Raw genomic sequence first — 15,215 nt, 5'->3', positions numbered from 1 at the left:
TATCTCGGACGAGTTGGCTATTATCTCTTTGGATTTGACTATTATCCCATCTCTGATGATGCGAATTTTTGGCTTTGGCTATTATTTTATCTGGATTGACTATTATCTCTGGCGAATTGGCTATTATCTCACTGCTTTTGACTATTATCCCATCTCTGCTGATGCGAATTTTTGGCTTTGGCTATTATTTTATCTAGGTTGACTATTATCTCGGACGAGTTGGCTATTATCTCTTTGGATTTGACTATTATCCCATCTCTGATGATGCGAATTTTTGGCTTTGGCTATTATTTTATCTGGATTGACTATTATCTCTGGCGAATTGGCTATTATTTCTTTGAATTTGACTATTATCCCATCTCTACAAGAGCAAATTTTTGGCTTTGGCATTTAAACAGATTAAAATTCTTAATCGCTCTTCTTCCACTTTCCCCATAAAAATTCTCCTTATACTTTCCCTCGATAACTTCCACTCATTATGCTTTACATTTATTAGCTATTGCAATTTTACTTACCCAATAAGGAAAATTTCGATGGGCTGCAATCACCATTTTCCTTTTTTTATTTATTACACCTTTCGTTCGTAAGTTCCGAATTATTTAAAGCTACATATATATATAAATAGTTATTTCGATTAGTAGAGGGGTGTATAAATGCCGACGATCAGTCTTTGCATGATTGTCAAAAATGAAGAAGAGGTTTTGGCAAATTGTTTATCAAGTGTTGAAGAAATTTGTGATGAAATCATCATTGTCGATACGGGTTCGACAGATAGAACAAAAGAAATCGCAAGTAAATTTACAGATAAAATATATGACTTTACTTGGATTGATGACTTTTCAGCAGCGAGAAACTATTCATTCAGTCTTGCAACAAAAGATTATATTCTCTGGTTAGATGCTGATGATGTTATTCTTCCAGAAGAGCAAAAAAAGTTTAAAAAGCTGAAAAAAAACCTTAATAGCAATATTGATGCTGTCTCCATGAACTATATTGCCGCTACAGACGGAAATGGAAATCCAACCTTCCATTACCGAAGAAACCGCCTTGTGAAACGAAGTAAAGGATTTAAATGGATTGGACCAGTACACGAATATCTTGCTGTTCACGGAAATATATTGGAAGCGGACATTTCCATCCATCATAAAAAGAGAGAGAAAAAAGTGGATACTCAATCAATCGGCAGAAACCTAAGAATTTATGAAAATCGCATCAAAAATGGAGAAGAGTTTTCACCAAGAGATTTGTTTTATTATGCCAATGAGCTTAAAGATCATAAACAATACAATAAAGCGATTATTTATTATCAAGAATTTTTAGATGGCAAAAAAGGTTGGATAGAAGATAATATTCGAGCTTGTATATATATGGCCGACTGTTATGCTCGTCTCGGAGAAAAAGAGAATGAATTGATGGCTCTCTTTAAAACGTTTAACTATGATGAACCGAGATCTGAGGCCTGCTGCCGCATCGGAGACATCTTCCAAGCAAGAAAAGACTTCAAAACCGCTTTGTTTTGGTATCAGTTGGCTGTGAAGATGAAACATAAAAAAACAGGCGGCTTTCACCATACTTCTTACACAACCTGGTATCCGCATCTCGCTCTATGCGTTTGCTATTGGCAATTAGGAAATGTTGAAGAATCAATTAAACACCACGAATTGACGAAACAATATATCCCAAATGATCCGAAAGTTTTATATAATGAAGAATTTTTTCAAAGCTACTTAAAAAATCAAAATAGGAAAGATAGCGTTAAATAGTAAGTCTAAAATATTGAAGGTGAATTTCCTTATTTTCGATTAATTCGAAGTTAGAAAACGAAAAGCCCTATTTCCAAAAACAAAAATGAAAGGATGAGCAAACTGGGGCAACCTCAACTACCTGAAAGCATTAAACTTGGGCAACATGTGGTAATTGAAGAAGGGGTCACAATCGGAGAAAATGTTACGATTGGACATCATACAGTAATCCTAAAAAACACGATTATTGGTGACAATGTAATCATTGGGTCCAATTGTGTTTTAGGGGTCAAAAAAAGCGGAAATCAAAAAATGAGGGCATCCAATGTGAAACAGCCTCATCTAATCATCGGAGAAAATACAAAAATCGGAAATAATGTAACGATTTACGCTGGCTCAGAGATTGCAGACCACGTTTTTGTTGCTGACCATGCTAGCATTCGAGAGAATTCAACAATCGGCAGCCAAACAGTTATTGGCAGAGGTGCTATTGTTGAGCTAAATACGTCAATTGGGAAAAGATGTACAATACAAACCTTGGCCTATATAACTGGTGATACCATTTTAGAGGATGATGTTTTTATCGGTCCATGTGTGTCTATGTCAAATGATAAATACATGGGGTTAAAACCGTATGAATTAAAAGGAGCGCATATTAAAAAAGGAGCGAAAATTGGAAATAACGCTACCCTTCTACCAAATGTAACTATTGGCGAAAACGCTATAGTCGGTGCTGGTTCCGTAGTAACAAAAGACGTTCAGCCAAATGAAACAGTTGTCGGCGTGCCTGCTAAAAAAATTTCAAAAATAAATTCTAACGATGCAGAAAAGTAAAGAGAAATTCATATATTTATAACAACTAAAAAAATGTATAACTCTTTTACCATCATCATAAAGAGTTATACATTTCTTTTTTATTGTGAATCTATTAAACTTTGTTTAATTTTCAATGCAACCTCTACCGCCGCTCTTCCTTCCTCAACGCCGATAAGCGGCTTTGTATCTGAATAGATACAGTCAATAAAATGTAGAAGCTCTTCCAGTAATGGATCGGAATAAGGTAGGGCAATATTAGCAATAACGGTCTCTGTTCCGACTGGAACTGTAGAATGATTATTTAATTCATTCATGACAAGTTGTTGCTGTCTCATTAAATAATCCGTTTTAATCACTTTTTCTTTCTCATAAATAATAAGTTCTCTCACCTTTTCATGAGATATATTACTTGCTAATAAATTTGCGACAATTCCATTTTCAAACAGAAGTATTGCTGAAACGGTGTCATACTTCACAGCATCACGTAAACGAATCCCCTCTGCTGAGATTCGTTTAATCGGACTTTTAATTATGCTCAAAATAATATCAATATCATGAATCATAACATCCAATACAACATCTGTATCTTTTATTCTATCTGAATAAGCAAGTCTTCTTGCTTCAATATTCATAATTTGTTCAGGGCGAATATAGTCATGAATTCGCCTTATAGCTGGATTAAACCGTTCAATATGCCCTACTTGAAATTTAAGATTTTTATTTTTCAGAAGCGCTTTAATTTTATCTGCTTCTTCTACCGTCATTGTAATTGGTTTTTCAACAAATACATGTTTATTGTGAACAATCGCTTCTGCTGCTAATGAAAAGTGAAATGGTGTAGGTGTCGCGATAATGACCGCATCAATATTTTTCAATAGTTCAGTATAAGTATTGAACGCTTTAACTTGAAAGGCTTTACTAATCTTTTTTGCCCTATTCATATCTGTATCATAAATTCCGATAAAGTTCACATTTTTCATTTGCTTTAATTTTGAACAGTGAAAAAAACCCATCTTTCCAGTACCTACGACACCAACTCTTACTAAACTCATGATGAAACACCTGCAAACTCTTTCATAGCTTTAATAATATATTCCTGTTCTGTTACAGTAATCGTAGGATTAATTGGAAGTGCTAAAATATGTTTTGCCACCTTCTCTGAAACAGGGAAATCCCCTTGTTGATATTGAAGGTACTGAAGGGCTTTTTGTAAATGCAACGGAATAGGATAATAGATTCCAGTGGCAATTCCCTTTTGTTTTAAAAAGTTTATAAGTTGGTCCCTTTCATCTACTTCAATACAATATTGATGATACGTATGGCTCCTATCTGTATATTGCGGCGGCTTTCGTTTCAAATGATTAAGTTCTTGGGTATACTTGTTAGCCACAGTCATTCTCTTAAATATAAACATATCTAAATATTTAAGTTTTTCTATTAAAATTGCAGCTTGTATTTCATCTAATCTACTGTTCATCCCTATTGATGTATGAACATATCTTTCTTTGCTGCCGTGATTGCGTAAAAAACAAATTTTCTCAAAAATATCTGGATTGTTTGTTACAACTAATCCTCCATCCCCAAATGCACCTAAATTTTTCGTTGGGAAAAAGGAAAAGCAGCCAATATCACCAATACCACCAACTCGTTTACCTTTATATTCCGTTCCTATTGCCTGACAAGCATCTTCAATCACTTTTAACTTATATTTCGAAGCAATCTTCATAATCTCATCCATCTCTGCTGCCATACCGAACAGGTGAACAACGATAATCGCTTTTGTATTTTCCGTAATCGCTTTTTCGATTTTATTCACATCGATGTTATAGGTATTCGGTTCTATATCAACAAATACAGGCTTTGCACCAACTTTTGCAATAACTTCTGCAGTAGCAAAAAAAGTAAACGGCGAAGTAATCACTTCATCTCCTTCACCTATATCCAGTGCTTCGAGAGCTAGAAGCAGTGCATCCGTACCATTTGCTACACCTACAGCAAATTGAACTCCTAAGTAATTTGCAATCTCATTTTCAAATTGCATTACTTTATTTCCTAGAATATAAGAACCACTTTGCATTACTTCGATAACAGCTTTTTCAATATTTTTTCCATACATCTCATACTCTTTTTTTAAGTCAATCAAGGGAATATTCAATTTGATTCCTCCAACTCTTAAAAGTTAGAAATGTTTTTAAAGGATGTTAAACGTTATACTATGCAAAATCCATTGAAACTGATTGTACTTTTACAATTTGTCTAAAAATTTTTGCACCTCTTGGACAAATTCTTTTGCCCTGACATCATTTGTATGTTTTGTATGAATAAATTGATAGCCGTTTTCCGTGATTCTTTTGCGCTCTTTTTCATTTTTTAAATAATACATAGCCTTTTCATAGAAATTAGATTGATTACATGCAACAAAATTCTCTCCATCTTTAAATCCCAATTCCAAGATATCAGGTACAGGTTCTGCAAGGAGAAGGGTTTTACAAGCTGGAGCCTCAAAATATTTCAAGACAGGATATTGTAATCTCGAGCCGCAAGTAAAGAAGATTTTCGCACGATTCAATTCTTTTGCATATTTCTCATTTACTAAAGCATTGGAAGAAGCATTATGGCCTGGGTGAGGATGAAAAACAAATCCTTTCTCTCCCCTCAATTTCTCCAATACCGCTTCTCTAAATGGATATTTCCCTTTTGGCGTCATTGATTGATACCCTGTTTTTTTTGTTCTGTCATACAATTGTCCAATTAATAAGAAGTCGATGTCTTTTTCTAATTGCCAATCTTTAAAAATAGTTGGATCAATAGAAAAAGGCAACCATCTGAATTTATCTTTATATTTTGCATGAGTTTTCAAAAAAGAAGATTTCGTTGCAGAAAAAATCAAATCGATTTTATTTTGTTCGAAATATTTTCGTCTTTCTGCAGGTGAATAATGTGTATCAATTACATAACAACCTTTTGGAATGTTTATTTCATGAAGTCCTGTAATCCTTGGGGCTAATACGTATCCCCAACCTATATCATAATGGAAAATAAAGTCAGGTTTAAAATCAAGTTGTTTTAGAATATCGTGAATATTTCCATCCCTGTACCAATATCGAACATCAGCAAATTTTTCAATCGCTTTGATCGTTTCAAATTTATGTTTATGCTTCGGAAAATTTTTTGTAAATTGTCGAATCAGAATTAATATTTTAAGTTTTTTTTGCATTTTACCCCCTCCTACCCTACACAACATTCAATATATGTTTCATTCATACCAAGTGTTTAAACGTTCTCACTAAATTTGCTGAAAAAAGAGAAAAGATGAGAAACTCTTACACCATCGACAACTTTTATACATATGATTTATGTGATGGAAAGAAAATAGAGTTTTTTTAGGATTGAACTCTACAAAGTTGTTAAGGTAAAAAGGAGTTGAATGTATGAAAACTGTTACTGTTGTTGGGTTAGGTAAAATTGGATTACCACTTGCAGCAGTTGTTGCAAACTCTGGGCATTTCAATGTCATTGGCGCCGATAAAAACGAAAAAGTCATTGAAACTGTGAATAGAGGAATTTCACATATTCAAAATGAACCAGGATTAGATCAGCTATTATATGAAGCATGGAAAGCGGGGACATTTCGAGCCACAGTTGATACGACTAAAGCAGTGAAACAATCTGATGTGGTTATTGTCATTGTACCCGTATTAGTAAATGAACAAGGAACAATCAACTATGAATTCATTGACTCAGCTGTAGAAGATATCGGAAAAGGGATTCGTAAAGGAACGCTAGTTATTTTTGAAACAACATTACCTGCTGGAGATACTAGAAACCGTTTTGGCAAAAGAATCGCCGAGCTTTCAGGATTAACATTAGGAACGGATTTCCATTTAGGCTATAGTCCTGAAAGAGTTTACTCAAATCGTATTATTCAAGACCTTTCTAACTATCCAAAAGTGGTCAGCGGTGATAACGAAAAAAGTCTAGAATTAGTCATATCCTTTTATAAAAAAGCTTTAAACTGTGACATCATGCCTGTCAGCAATTTAGAGACCGCTGAATTTACAAAAGTAGCTGAATCCGTTTACCGTGATGTTAATATTGCATTAGCGAACGAACTGGCTGTATATGCTGACTCATTAGGAGTTAACATTAAGGAAGTAATTCAAGCAGCAAATAGCCAGCCTTTTTCCCATCTTCACTTTCCTGGTGTCGGAGTAGGCGGCCATTGTATTCCGGTTTATCCTTACTTTTTTATTAACAATGGTTTAAGTGATGGACTGGTACCTCTTTCAAGGGAAATAAATGACAAAATGGCTAAATATGCTGTTGATCAAGTGGAAGAATATTTCTCAACTCTTGAAAATAAAAACATTCTCATTTTAGGACTTTCATTCCGAGAAAATGTGAAAGAAACTACAAAATCTTCTACTCTTCTGCTTGCAAATGAATTGAAAAAAAGAGGTTCTACAGTATATGTTGACGATCCTCTTTACACTGCAGAAGAAATTGCTGCTTTTCAAGTAAAGCCTTTTTCTATAGAAAATCGTGAAAAGATTGATTCTATCATTCTTCAAGCTTTTCATGATCAATATAGAGATTTTAAATTTGAACTCTTCCCAAACTGTCAATTCGTTTTAGATGGAAGAAATGCTCTCAATCAGAAAAAGATTGAGAGTTTAGGAATGAAATATCGAGGAATTGGTGTACAGTAAAACGACATAAGCTGCTTCTGTAGAAGGAGGATCCTGCACTAACGAAAACGTTTCTGTACAGTACGAACTCTTTCCGTACGAGGAGGAGTACTATCCGCACTAGTAGCAGAATTATCCGCTCATGTGATACTCTATCCGCACGAGTAGATGCACTATCTGCACAAGTAGAAGTAACATCTGCACAAGTGGGAATACTATCCGCACATGTTGATACGCTAACCGCACAAGCGGGAACTTTATCCGCTCAAGTAGCAGCATTATCCGCACATGTTAAAACGCAATTCGCACAAGTAGAAACATTATCCGCACAAGTAGAAACATTATCCGCACAAGTTGAATCTTTATCTGCACTTGTGGATACTCTATCTGTACGAGTAGATGTTAGATCTGTCTAACCTTTAAAAAAAAGAGCGAAGGGGAAATTTTTCATCGTTTCCTTCCATTCGCTCTTTTTTGACGACCTTTTTTATTAAAAACTTTTTTATCTGAAATGATCCACATGTTTATCAATAATATTATACCCTTTCAATATGCCAATGATTTTTAAATTTTTCACAGGCGTATGATAGTTTGGTGATAGTTGCAGTGCTTTTATAAAGTGCTCATAGGCCGTATTATAATTCTTCATATGGAGAAACGCTTCCCCAAGATAATTCTCCTCAATATGATTGCGATCCGTAATTTGCTGAAAATGATGGACAGCATGCCTATAATTATTTTCAACTAACCCCTTCATTCCTTCAAAAAAGTGACGATCCCTTTCTGTTTTAACTAATGGTATTGCCTCATGAAAGAGAGAAAATCCCTCTTGTTTCATCCATCTTCGTGATAAGGCAAGCCCTGCAATCAATTTTGCTGTTAATAAATTGTTTTCCTCTCCTTTTTCATTGACTTCGTTAAGACTCATCAAATCTTCATCTTGAATATTTAAACGGATATGCCTCGCTAATTCTTCATAACTTCTATTCTTCGTAATATTTGCTTGATGTCTTCTATAGATATACAACGGTTCAGGAACATGGGAAGAACGCCATTTTTCTTTCGCCACTTTTAAGATAAAATCTGTATCGGAACCAACTTTGATGCTTTCATCAAAATAAATATGCTCTACAGCTTCCCTTCTAAATAGGATGGTTCCATTATTAAATGGGGTACCAACATTAAGGAAAAATGAATAAATATCATTCGGAGAAATATTTGCAGCTTGCCAATAACTAAAAGGAGAATTATGTTCCGTAATAAGCAACATATCGGAATGAACATACCCAATTTGCTCACAGCAAAATTCAGCTAATAATCGCTCAAATCGATTGGGCAAAGACAAATCATCTGCGCCATGAAAAGTAATATAATCACCCTTAGCAATTTTTAATCCTTCATTAAAGGCAGCGGCAACTCCTTTGTTAGTCTCGTGCTTTACATAACGTATCCGTTCATCATTAAATGACAATATAATCTCTTCACTATTGTCCGTCGAACCATCATTCACTACGATTAACTCAATATTCCTTTCAGTTTGCTGCAATATACTAGCAATCGAATCTTTTACATAATGACCAGCATTATAGACTGGTAAAATGACACTGATCATCTGTCCACCTCTTTCCTAATTTTATCCCCCTATACTGTTGAAACAATGTTAAAGAAAAATTCGGGATAGGATGTGGCATCACCTAATATTTTAAGGTTGTAAATCGGTTTTAAATTGTCCTTATCCTTTCCTTCCAATAGAAGAGATAATTTATATAAATCTGCATTATATGGATGTTTTGTCATTAATTCTTTTAATCTTCTCTTTGCTTCTTCTTTTCTTTGCAATCTCATTAACGTCAATATAACCCATTTTTCAGCTACGGCTTGCTCCTTCTCATCTCCGTTTTTCTGTAACGCCAAAAATTCTTCTAACGCTTGCTCAAATAGTTTTAAAAGAAAAGACTGATAACCCTTCAGATTATAGAGTTGAAACTTATTATCTGGACGTACAGGACAAAAACATGTTTCTACCAAGCCATCTTCAACCTCTTTTCGAACTGCTGCTACTTCCCATCGTGCAATTGTAGGAATTTTATCGATTTGATAAATGACAGGTACTTTCACAATATCAGCATTTGTAACAAGGAGGAATTTTTCTAATCTCTTATAATCATCATGGTTGAAACAATTTTCTTGATGAATCATGATATTCCAATCGCTTAATTTATTTCGTGGTTGAACTTTAAAGGATGCAATTTCTTGATAATAATGCAAAATATTTTCAATAATTTTATTCCAGTTATATTGTTTTGCCGTCTCTAATCCGTTATGAATTAACTTTTCCTTCAATTCTTGGTTTGTAAGCAATTCTTTAATTTTTTCCGCCATATCTTCTGAATCCTTCATACGGCAAATTAATGCATTTTTTTGATGTACTGCATATTCTAATGCCCCTTTGTTATCCGTCGTTACAACTGGACATCCACATGCCATCGCCTCTAGTGGAGGCAAGGAAAAGCTTTCATAAGTAGAGCCAGATACATATAAAGCAGCACCTCGATATAAAGAAGCAATCTTTTCTTGTGTTGGACTAACAAAATACTTCGTTACTCTTTGTTTCATTTTTTCTGACGGTGTTTCAGGTGTAATCCAATATAAATCAAGTGCAAATTTATCTTTGAGCTTTTCATAAGCATCCATAATATAGGAGATTCCTTTAAACGCAGTTCTTTCTCCTCCTACCATTAATAAATATGGATGCTCTCCTTCCTCCCGATGGCCTTCACGAGTAAAAATATGTTCATCAACTGCATTGGGATATACTTTCGCTTCTCTGCCATAAATAGCTTCAATTAAATCAGCAGCTTGTTGAGAAACAGTATAAATAAAAGAAGGTAATTGAAATTGTTTCTGAATAAAATTCTTTAATGTTTGATTCATGTTGTCGTAATCAAATAAATGAAAATCACCTTGTTCAAAATAAACAACTGGGGCAATACCTGTTTCAATACATGGTTGAATATGATCCCAGTAAGTCGCTACAATCAAGTCGCAGTCTGGAATGCCTTTCGCTAATTCTAAATCAAAAGGAACTTTAATATAATCTGCTTCAATCGGAAACCAAGCCGGCTTTTCATAATGAGCAACGATTGTAACTTTTGCTCCAAGCCGTGTAAGTCTGTTTGCATGTTCAAATATAATTTTTGCACCGCCTGAGACACCTGTATGGGTCATAACGTAAACAATATGAAGCATTTCTTTTTTTTCATCATGCTTTGTTACGTTTTGCTCAAACGCATGAGAAACACGTGCTAATCGATGTTGGAACTCCAGGGATCTAAGTTTTTGTATCAACGTTTTCACCTTCATCACATAGTTCGTTCCACAGTATTTTATGTAGGTTTGACGTTAAAGTGAATATCATCTAACGATTAAAAAAAGTCATACCCTATTAACGAGTATGACTTGATATCTTAATTAATTGATCAACAATGTAATAATAAGAATAATCACTATTGGGACAATAAGAATAAGGAAACCAATTGGGTTAGCTAAATTAATCGTCCACCCTACACCAAATCGTTTCTCGACGAAAATCGATGGGTCATTTTTATTAAAATAAAACAAACCTGCTTTCCAATATTGATCATCATTCACATCCATAATTCCCTTTTCTAACGATGCTGGTGGCGTTTTATCCGAACGACCTACCTTTACTACAAGGACAATTGTTCCAACTAAAATCAAAAATAAAAATCCAAAAGGCAAAATCGTTTTCAATATTGAATCGCCGAACAATTCCGGATGAATGGTCGTCAATTGGAAGAATGAAAACAACATTGTTAATAACAATACAGTGTAAAACGAAAACCAGCTAGTTGATTTTCTTAATGTTAATTGACGATTTTTCGAAGCAGTCAAGTTTGTGGCACTCAGCTTAATTCCAGAAAATTTCATTCCTATTTGTATTCCCAAAAACATCAATTGAAGCAACAGTAAAAATAGCAACATTTGAATAGCAGTCAAAGGTGTTTTTTCAGTAAAGGCATCTGGCTCTCCATTCAGTCCCCAATGAGTTGGAATTTGATTTGGCAATAAATCATATTGATAAAGCGTATAAACTATTAATCCAATAGTAATAACCATTGGGAATAAATAAATAAACCATGGTGGCAAATGATCTTCTGAACGAACAGATACATCAACTACTGACACTTGTTTCATTTGTTTCGTCCACTGCATTTCTTCTTTATATTGTTTCATTTTTTCTCGGAAGTAATAGAATAATGCTAAATTTACAAAAATAATTCCAAATTCAATGACAGTGCATACTAAAATCAATAATTCATCAGAAGGATTTTTTAGACTTATCCATGAGCAAAACATTAATATCATTAATAAAGAAAAAATTAAGGCCAATATAGAATATTGTTTTTTATAAGATACGACATAATCATCTTTTATATGTTGTTCAGGAATCATTACTCCAAAAACAACTGTTCTTTTAACTAAATATGGCACAATCGCTTGAATAACCCCTAAAAACAGTAAAATAGTCAATGAAATTAATAATGCCATTGCAATCCTCCTTTAAGAATTTTTTTTCATTTCATTTATAATTTTCTCAATTAAATCCACCAATTCTTCTTTCTCTATCCCTAATACAAGCCCTTCAGCAATTTGAGGCTTAAGCATCTGATAAAGCCTTTCATATGCTTCTTGATCTATATGGGAATGTCTCTTTATGACCGCACCTGATTTTGGCACAATTTCGATAATCCCTTTTTTTTCTAATTCGTGATAACTTTTATTGACTGTATGCATATTCACCCCCAAATCCGCTGCAAAAGCACGAACAGACGGAAGAAATTCCCCTGGTTTTAAATCACCTTTCGCAATCCCTTCAATAATTTGATTCGTTAATTGAATATAAATTGGTATATCTGAATCTGGTTCAATTCTAATGATCATATCCTCACCCCAATCTGTTCTACATTTATTATAACAAAATTGTTCTACTTTGTGTATAACAAATTTTTATTTCTTAGTAATTAAAAATTGACTAATTGCTAAAAAGCATGACTTCTCGGACTTATAGATATATTTTTCCTAGACAATATTTTTGCCGAAAGTTGCGAATACTTGAACCCATTTGACGAATTTCCCTGCTTAATTGACCAATTACAAACTCATAAATGTTGAATATTTTGTATCGTAAAATCTCACTCATTCCCATTTAAAAAGTAGACAACATATACTTCAGCCAATTAACAAATAAAATAAGAAGAAACTCAAATCTTATCTAGTTTTTTAATTGACTAAAATTTTTTTTATTTTCATTTAAAAAAGAATTGATACGAAAAAAATTATTATGTATAATCTAATTCATTGCTTAATACTATTTTTCCATTAAGGGGGTTATAAAGAATTGGGTAAAGCATTGATTATTGGTGCTGGCGGTGTAGCTAGTGTTGTGGTACACAAATGTGTGCAAAATTCAGACGTGTTCGAGGAAATTATGATTGCCAGTCGAACAAAGTCAAAATGTGACGCATTAAAGGAGAAACTCGACGGTGGCAAAACAATTATCCACACTGCTCAAGTAGATGCGGATAATGTTGACGAACTCGTTGAATTAATCAATGGTTTTAAACCAGATGTGGTAATTAACGTAGCATTACCATATCAAGACTTAACTATTATGGAAGCTTGTTTAGCTACAGGTGTTCACTACTTAGATACTGCTAACTACGAACCACCTGAAACAGCTAAATTTGAATATAAATGGCAATGGGCTTATAAAGAAAAATTTGAAAAAGCTGGAATCACTGCTGTATTAGGTTGTGGATTTGACCCAGGTGTAACAGGTGTTTTCACAGCTTACGCATTAAAACATCATTTTGATGAAATTCATTACATCGACATTTTAGATTGTAATGCAGGTGACCACGGCTTACCATTCGCGACTAACTTCAACCCTGAAATTAACATTCGCGAAATTACTTCTAATGGCCGCTACTGGAAAGATGGAGAATGGGTTGAAACTGAACCATTAGAATTTAAAGAAGTATATAACTTCCCTGAAGTAGGTCCAAAAGATATTTACCTTCTTTACCATGAAGAATTAGAATCTTTAGCAAAAAATGTTAAAGGCCTTAAACAAATTCGCTTCTGGATGACATTCTCAGAAAAATATTTAACGCACTTACGAGTACTTGAAAATGTTGGAATGACATCAATTGAACCGATTGAATTTGAAGGAAAAATGATTCAACCTCTTCAATTCTTAAAAGCAGTTCTACCTGATCCAGCGTCATTAGGACCTCGTACAAAAGGAAAAACAAATATCGGGTGTATTTTCCGCGGCGTAAAAGACGGCAAAGAAAAAACTTACTATTTATACAATGTATGTGACCACGAAGAATGCTATCGTGAAGTGGGAAGCCAAGCAATCTCTTATACAACTGGCGTTCCAGCGATGATTGGTGCAAGTCTTGTTATTAAAGGTCTATGGAAAAAACCTGGTGTTTGGAACGTAGAGGAATTCGATCCAGATCCATTCATGGAAGAATTAAATAAATGGGGACTTCCATGGAAAGAAAGCTTCGATCCAGAATTGCTTGAATTAGATCTAGAAAAACGTGAGGTAAAATAATGAAAGCGATTAACTGGAAAAGTGCACCATCCCCAAGTTACGTTGTAGATGAACGCTTATTAAAGCGAAATTTAGAAATTTTAGATTCTGTACAACAGCGTACTGGTTGCGATATTCTACTTGCACTAAAAGGCTTTTCCATGTTTTCAACATTCCCGTTAGTAAGTAAATATCTAAAAGGGGTAACAGCAAGTTCCCTTTTCGAAGCTCGTTTAGGATATGAGGAATTCGGAAAAGAAGTTCACGCCTATTCACCAGCCTACGCTGAACATGAAATTGATGAGTATTTAAAATATATTGACCATATTGTATTTAACTCATTTGATCAGTTAAATAAATATAAAGAAAAAATCCAAAAATTAGACAAGCACGTATCCATTGGTTTGCGAGTAAATCCTGGTTACTCTGAAGTGGAAACTGCACTTTATGATCCATGTGCAATCAATTCAAGATTAGGAATTCCATTTGACCAATTCCGTCCAGATGAATTAGATGGTGTTGAAGGAATCCACTTCCATGCAATGTGTGAACAAAATTCAGACGTGCTTGAACGTATACTTCCACACTTTGAAGAAAAGTACGGGAAATACTTACACCAGATGAAATGGGTAAACTTTGGTGGCGGACATCATATTACACGAGAAGATTATGATATCGATAAACTAGTTGATCTGATTAACTATGTAAAAGACAAATATGATGTTCAAGTTATTCTTGAACCAGGTGAAGCGATTGCATTAAATACGGGCTACCTTGTTACAACTGTGCTTGATATCGTAAAAAATGGAATGGAAATCGCAATTCTCGATACATCGGCAACTTGTCATATGCCTGACGTATTGGAAATGCCTTACCGTCCTCAAATTATCGGTGCAAGTACACCAAACGATAAACCATACACATACCGACTTGGTGGTATGACATGCCTTGCAGGAGATGTTATTGGTGACTATTCATTCGATGAACCGCTAAAACCTGGAGACAAAATTGTATTTACTGATATGGCTCATTACACAATGGTGAAAAACCATATGTTTAACGGTGTAAACTTACCGAGCATTTGCTTATATAATGAAGAAGAAGGCATCAAAGTAATTAGACAGTTTAAGTACGAAGATTACCGTAATCGTTTATCGTAATTATTCAACACCAATTGGACTAGCCACCAATTGGTGTTTTTTTATACTGCCCTTATTTTCAGAAAACCCCTGTACCCATTAATTATGCTGTAAAAAATCGGCAACAATAAGAAAATAAAGGACAAAAACAACTCCTGAATTTTTTTAATCGTTTAATTGGAACCGGTATTAAAAAAACACA

The 15,215-nt window shown here is 34.2% G+C and carries 14 protein-coding genes; 7 read left to right on the top strand and 7 right to left on the bottom strand.

Annotation, left to right across the window (positions count from 1 at the left end; all coding sequences use genetic code 11):
• The 3 genes from HF990_RS14930 to HF990_RS06225 all read left to right on the top strand — a co-directional run.
• Window positions 1-202: hypothetical protein (locus tag HF990_RS14930; protein ID WP_210730762.1), on the top strand; the 202-nt coding region annotated here is incomplete at its 5' end.
• Window positions 203-653: 451 nt separating this feature from the next.
• On the top strand, window positions 654-1,763 hold the full coding sequence (locus HF990_RS06230) for a tetratricopeptide repeat-containing glycosyltransferase family 2 protein (RefSeq protein WP_168412224.1): 1,110 nt from the start codon (window positions 654-656) through the stop codon (window positions 1,761-1,763).
• Between the two features lie 93 nt (window positions 1,764-1,856).
• Window positions 1,857-2,576 carry a DapH/DapD/GlmU-related protein gene (locus HF990_RS06225; protein ID WP_016837877.1) on the top strand — a complete coding sequence of 240 codons (720 nt, stop codon included), beginning with the start codon at window positions 1,857-1,859 and terminating at the stop codon, window positions 2,574-2,576.
• Between the two features lie 80 nt (window positions 2,577-2,656).
• Here HF990_RS06225 and HF990_RS06220 read toward each other — a convergent pair whose 3' ends face one another.
• The 3 genes from HF990_RS06220 to HF990_RS06210 form a co-directional block, all read right to left on the bottom strand.
• Window positions 2,657-3,610: a Gfo/Idh/MocA family protein gene (locus HF990_RS06220; protein WP_016837878.1), complete on the bottom strand. Its 954-nt coding sequence runs from the start codon at window positions 3,608-3,610 to the stop codon at window positions 2,657-2,659.
• The gene (locus HF990_RS06215) at window positions 3,607-4,713 is read right to left on the bottom strand and encodes a DegT/DnrJ/EryC1/StrS family aminotransferase (RefSeq protein WP_016837879.1); all 1,107 of its coding nucleotides are present in this window, start codon (window positions 4,711-4,713) and stop codon (window positions 3,607-3,609) included. Before HF990_RS06215 ends, HF990_RS06220 begins: the two co-directional genes overlap by 4 nt.
• Before the next feature lie 90 nt (window positions 4,714-4,803).
• A complete protein-coding gene (locus HF990_RS06210; protein ID WP_016837880.1) occupies window positions 4,804-5,775 on the bottom strand; it encodes a glycosyltransferase family protein in 972 nt (323 codons plus the stop codon).
• A gap of 214 nt (window positions 5,776-5,989) precedes the next feature.
• On the opposite strand from HF990_RS06210, the gene HF990_RS06205 reads away from it, so the two are divergent.
• Both HF990_RS06205 and HF990_RS06200 read left to right on the top strand, forming a co-directional pair.
• Window positions 5,990-7,267, top strand: a complete 1,278-nt coding sequence (locus HF990_RS06205) for a nucleotide sugar dehydrogenase (RefSeq protein ID WP_168412223.1) — start codon at window positions 5,990-5,992, stop codon at window positions 7,265-7,267.
• Between the two features lie 185 nt (window positions 7,268-7,452).
• Window positions 7,453-7,662: a hypothetical protein gene (locus HF990_RS06200; RefSeq protein ID WP_168412222.1), complete on the top strand. Its 210-nt coding sequence runs from the start codon at window positions 7,453-7,455 to the stop codon at window positions 7,660-7,662.
• 86 nt (window positions 7,663-7,748) lie between these two features.
• On the opposite strand, the gene HF990_RS06195 is transcribed toward HF990_RS06200, so the two are convergent.
• The 4 genes from HF990_RS06195 to HF990_RS06180 all read right to left on the bottom strand — a co-directional run bounded on the left by HF990_RS06195 (window position 7,749) and on the right by HF990_RS06180 (window position 12,211).
• Complete coding sequence (locus HF990_RS06195; protein ID WP_096552256.1) at window positions 7,749-8,858, bottom strand: glycosyltransferase; 1,110 nt, start codon at window positions 8,856-8,858, stop codon at window positions 7,749-7,751.
• A gap of 29 nt (window positions 8,859-8,887) precedes the next feature.
• A complete protein-coding gene (locus tag HF990_RS06190) occupies window positions 8,888-10,594 on the bottom strand; it encodes a glycosyltransferase family 4 protein (RefSeq protein ID WP_016837884.1) in 1,707 nt (568 codons plus the stop codon).
• A 123-nt stretch (window positions 10,595-10,717) separates the two neighbouring features.
• A complete protein-coding gene (locus HF990_RS06185; protein WP_168412221.1) occupies window positions 10,718-11,818 on the bottom strand; it encodes a DUF1648 domain-containing protein in 1,101 nt (366 codons plus the stop codon).
• A gap of 12 nt (window positions 11,819-11,830) precedes the next feature.
• Window positions 11,831-12,211, bottom strand: a complete 381-nt coding sequence (locus tag HF990_RS06180) for a GntR family transcriptional regulator (protein WP_168412220.1) — start codon at window positions 12,209-12,211, stop codon at window positions 11,831-11,833.
• A 457-nt stretch (window positions 12,212-12,668) separates the two neighbouring features.
• Here HF990_RS06180 and HF990_RS06175 point away from each other — a divergent pair, with 457 nt between their 5' ends.
• On the top strand, window positions 12,669-13,895 hold the full coding sequence (locus tag HF990_RS06175) for a saccharopine dehydrogenase family protein (protein WP_016837887.1): 1,227 nt from the start codon (window positions 12,669-12,671) through the stop codon (window positions 13,893-13,895).
• Entirely contained in the window at window positions 13,895-15,034 is a 1,140-nt protein-coding gene (gene nspC, locus HF990_RS06170) for a carboxynorspermidine decarboxylase (protein WP_016837888.1), read from the top strand. The genes HF990_RS06175 and nspC overlap by 1 nt, the downstream gene beginning before the upstream one ends.
• Window positions 15,035-15,215: the final 181 nt, after the last annotated feature.

The sequence above is a fragment of the Ureibacillus thermosphaericus genome (assembly GCF_012396605.1).
Lineage (GTDB): Bacteria > Bacillota > Bacilli > Bacillales_A > Planococcaceae > Ureibacillus > Ureibacillus thermosphaericus.
Note: the sequence above shows the minus strand (reverse complement) of the source record. Positions and strands in the feature narration are given on the sequence as shown.

Excerpts from the sequence above, each read along its gene's own strand:
- HF990_RS06230 (WP_168412224.1), top strand. The coding sequence starts at position 654 with ATGCCGACGATCAGTCTTTGCATGATTGTCAAAAATGAAGAAGAGGTT.
- HF990_RS06225 (WP_016837877.1), top strand. The coding sequence starts at position 1,857 with ATGAGCAAACTGGGGCAACCTCAACTACCTGAAAGCATTAAACTTGGG.
- HF990_RS06220 (WP_016837878.1), bottom strand. The coding sequence starts at position 3,610 with ATGAGTTTAGTAAGAGTTGGTGTCGTAGGTACTGGAAAGATGGGTTTT.
- HF990_RS06210 (WP_016837880.1), bottom strand. The coding sequence starts at position 5,775 with ATGCAAAAAAAACTTAAAATATTAATTCTGATTCGACAATTTACAAAA.
- HF990_RS06205 (WP_168412223.1), top strand. The coding sequence starts at position 5,990 with ATGAAAACTGTTACTGTTGTTGGGTTAGGTAAAATTGGATTACCACTT.
- HF990_RS06195 (WP_096552256.1), bottom strand. The coding sequence starts at position 8,858 with ATGATCAGTGTCATTTTACCAGTCTATAATGCTGGTCATTATGTAAAA.
- HF990_RS06185 (WP_168412221.1), bottom strand. The coding sequence starts at position 11,818 with ATGGCATTATTAATTTCATTGACTATTTTACTGTTTTTAGGGGTTATT.
- HF990_RS06180 (WP_168412220.1), bottom strand. The coding sequence starts at position 12,211 with ATGATCATTAGAATTGAACCAGATTCAGATATACCAATTTATATTCAA.
- nspC (WP_016837888.1), top strand. The coding sequence starts at position 13,895 with ATGAAAGCGATTAACTGGAAAAGTGCACCATCCCCAAGTTACGTTGTA.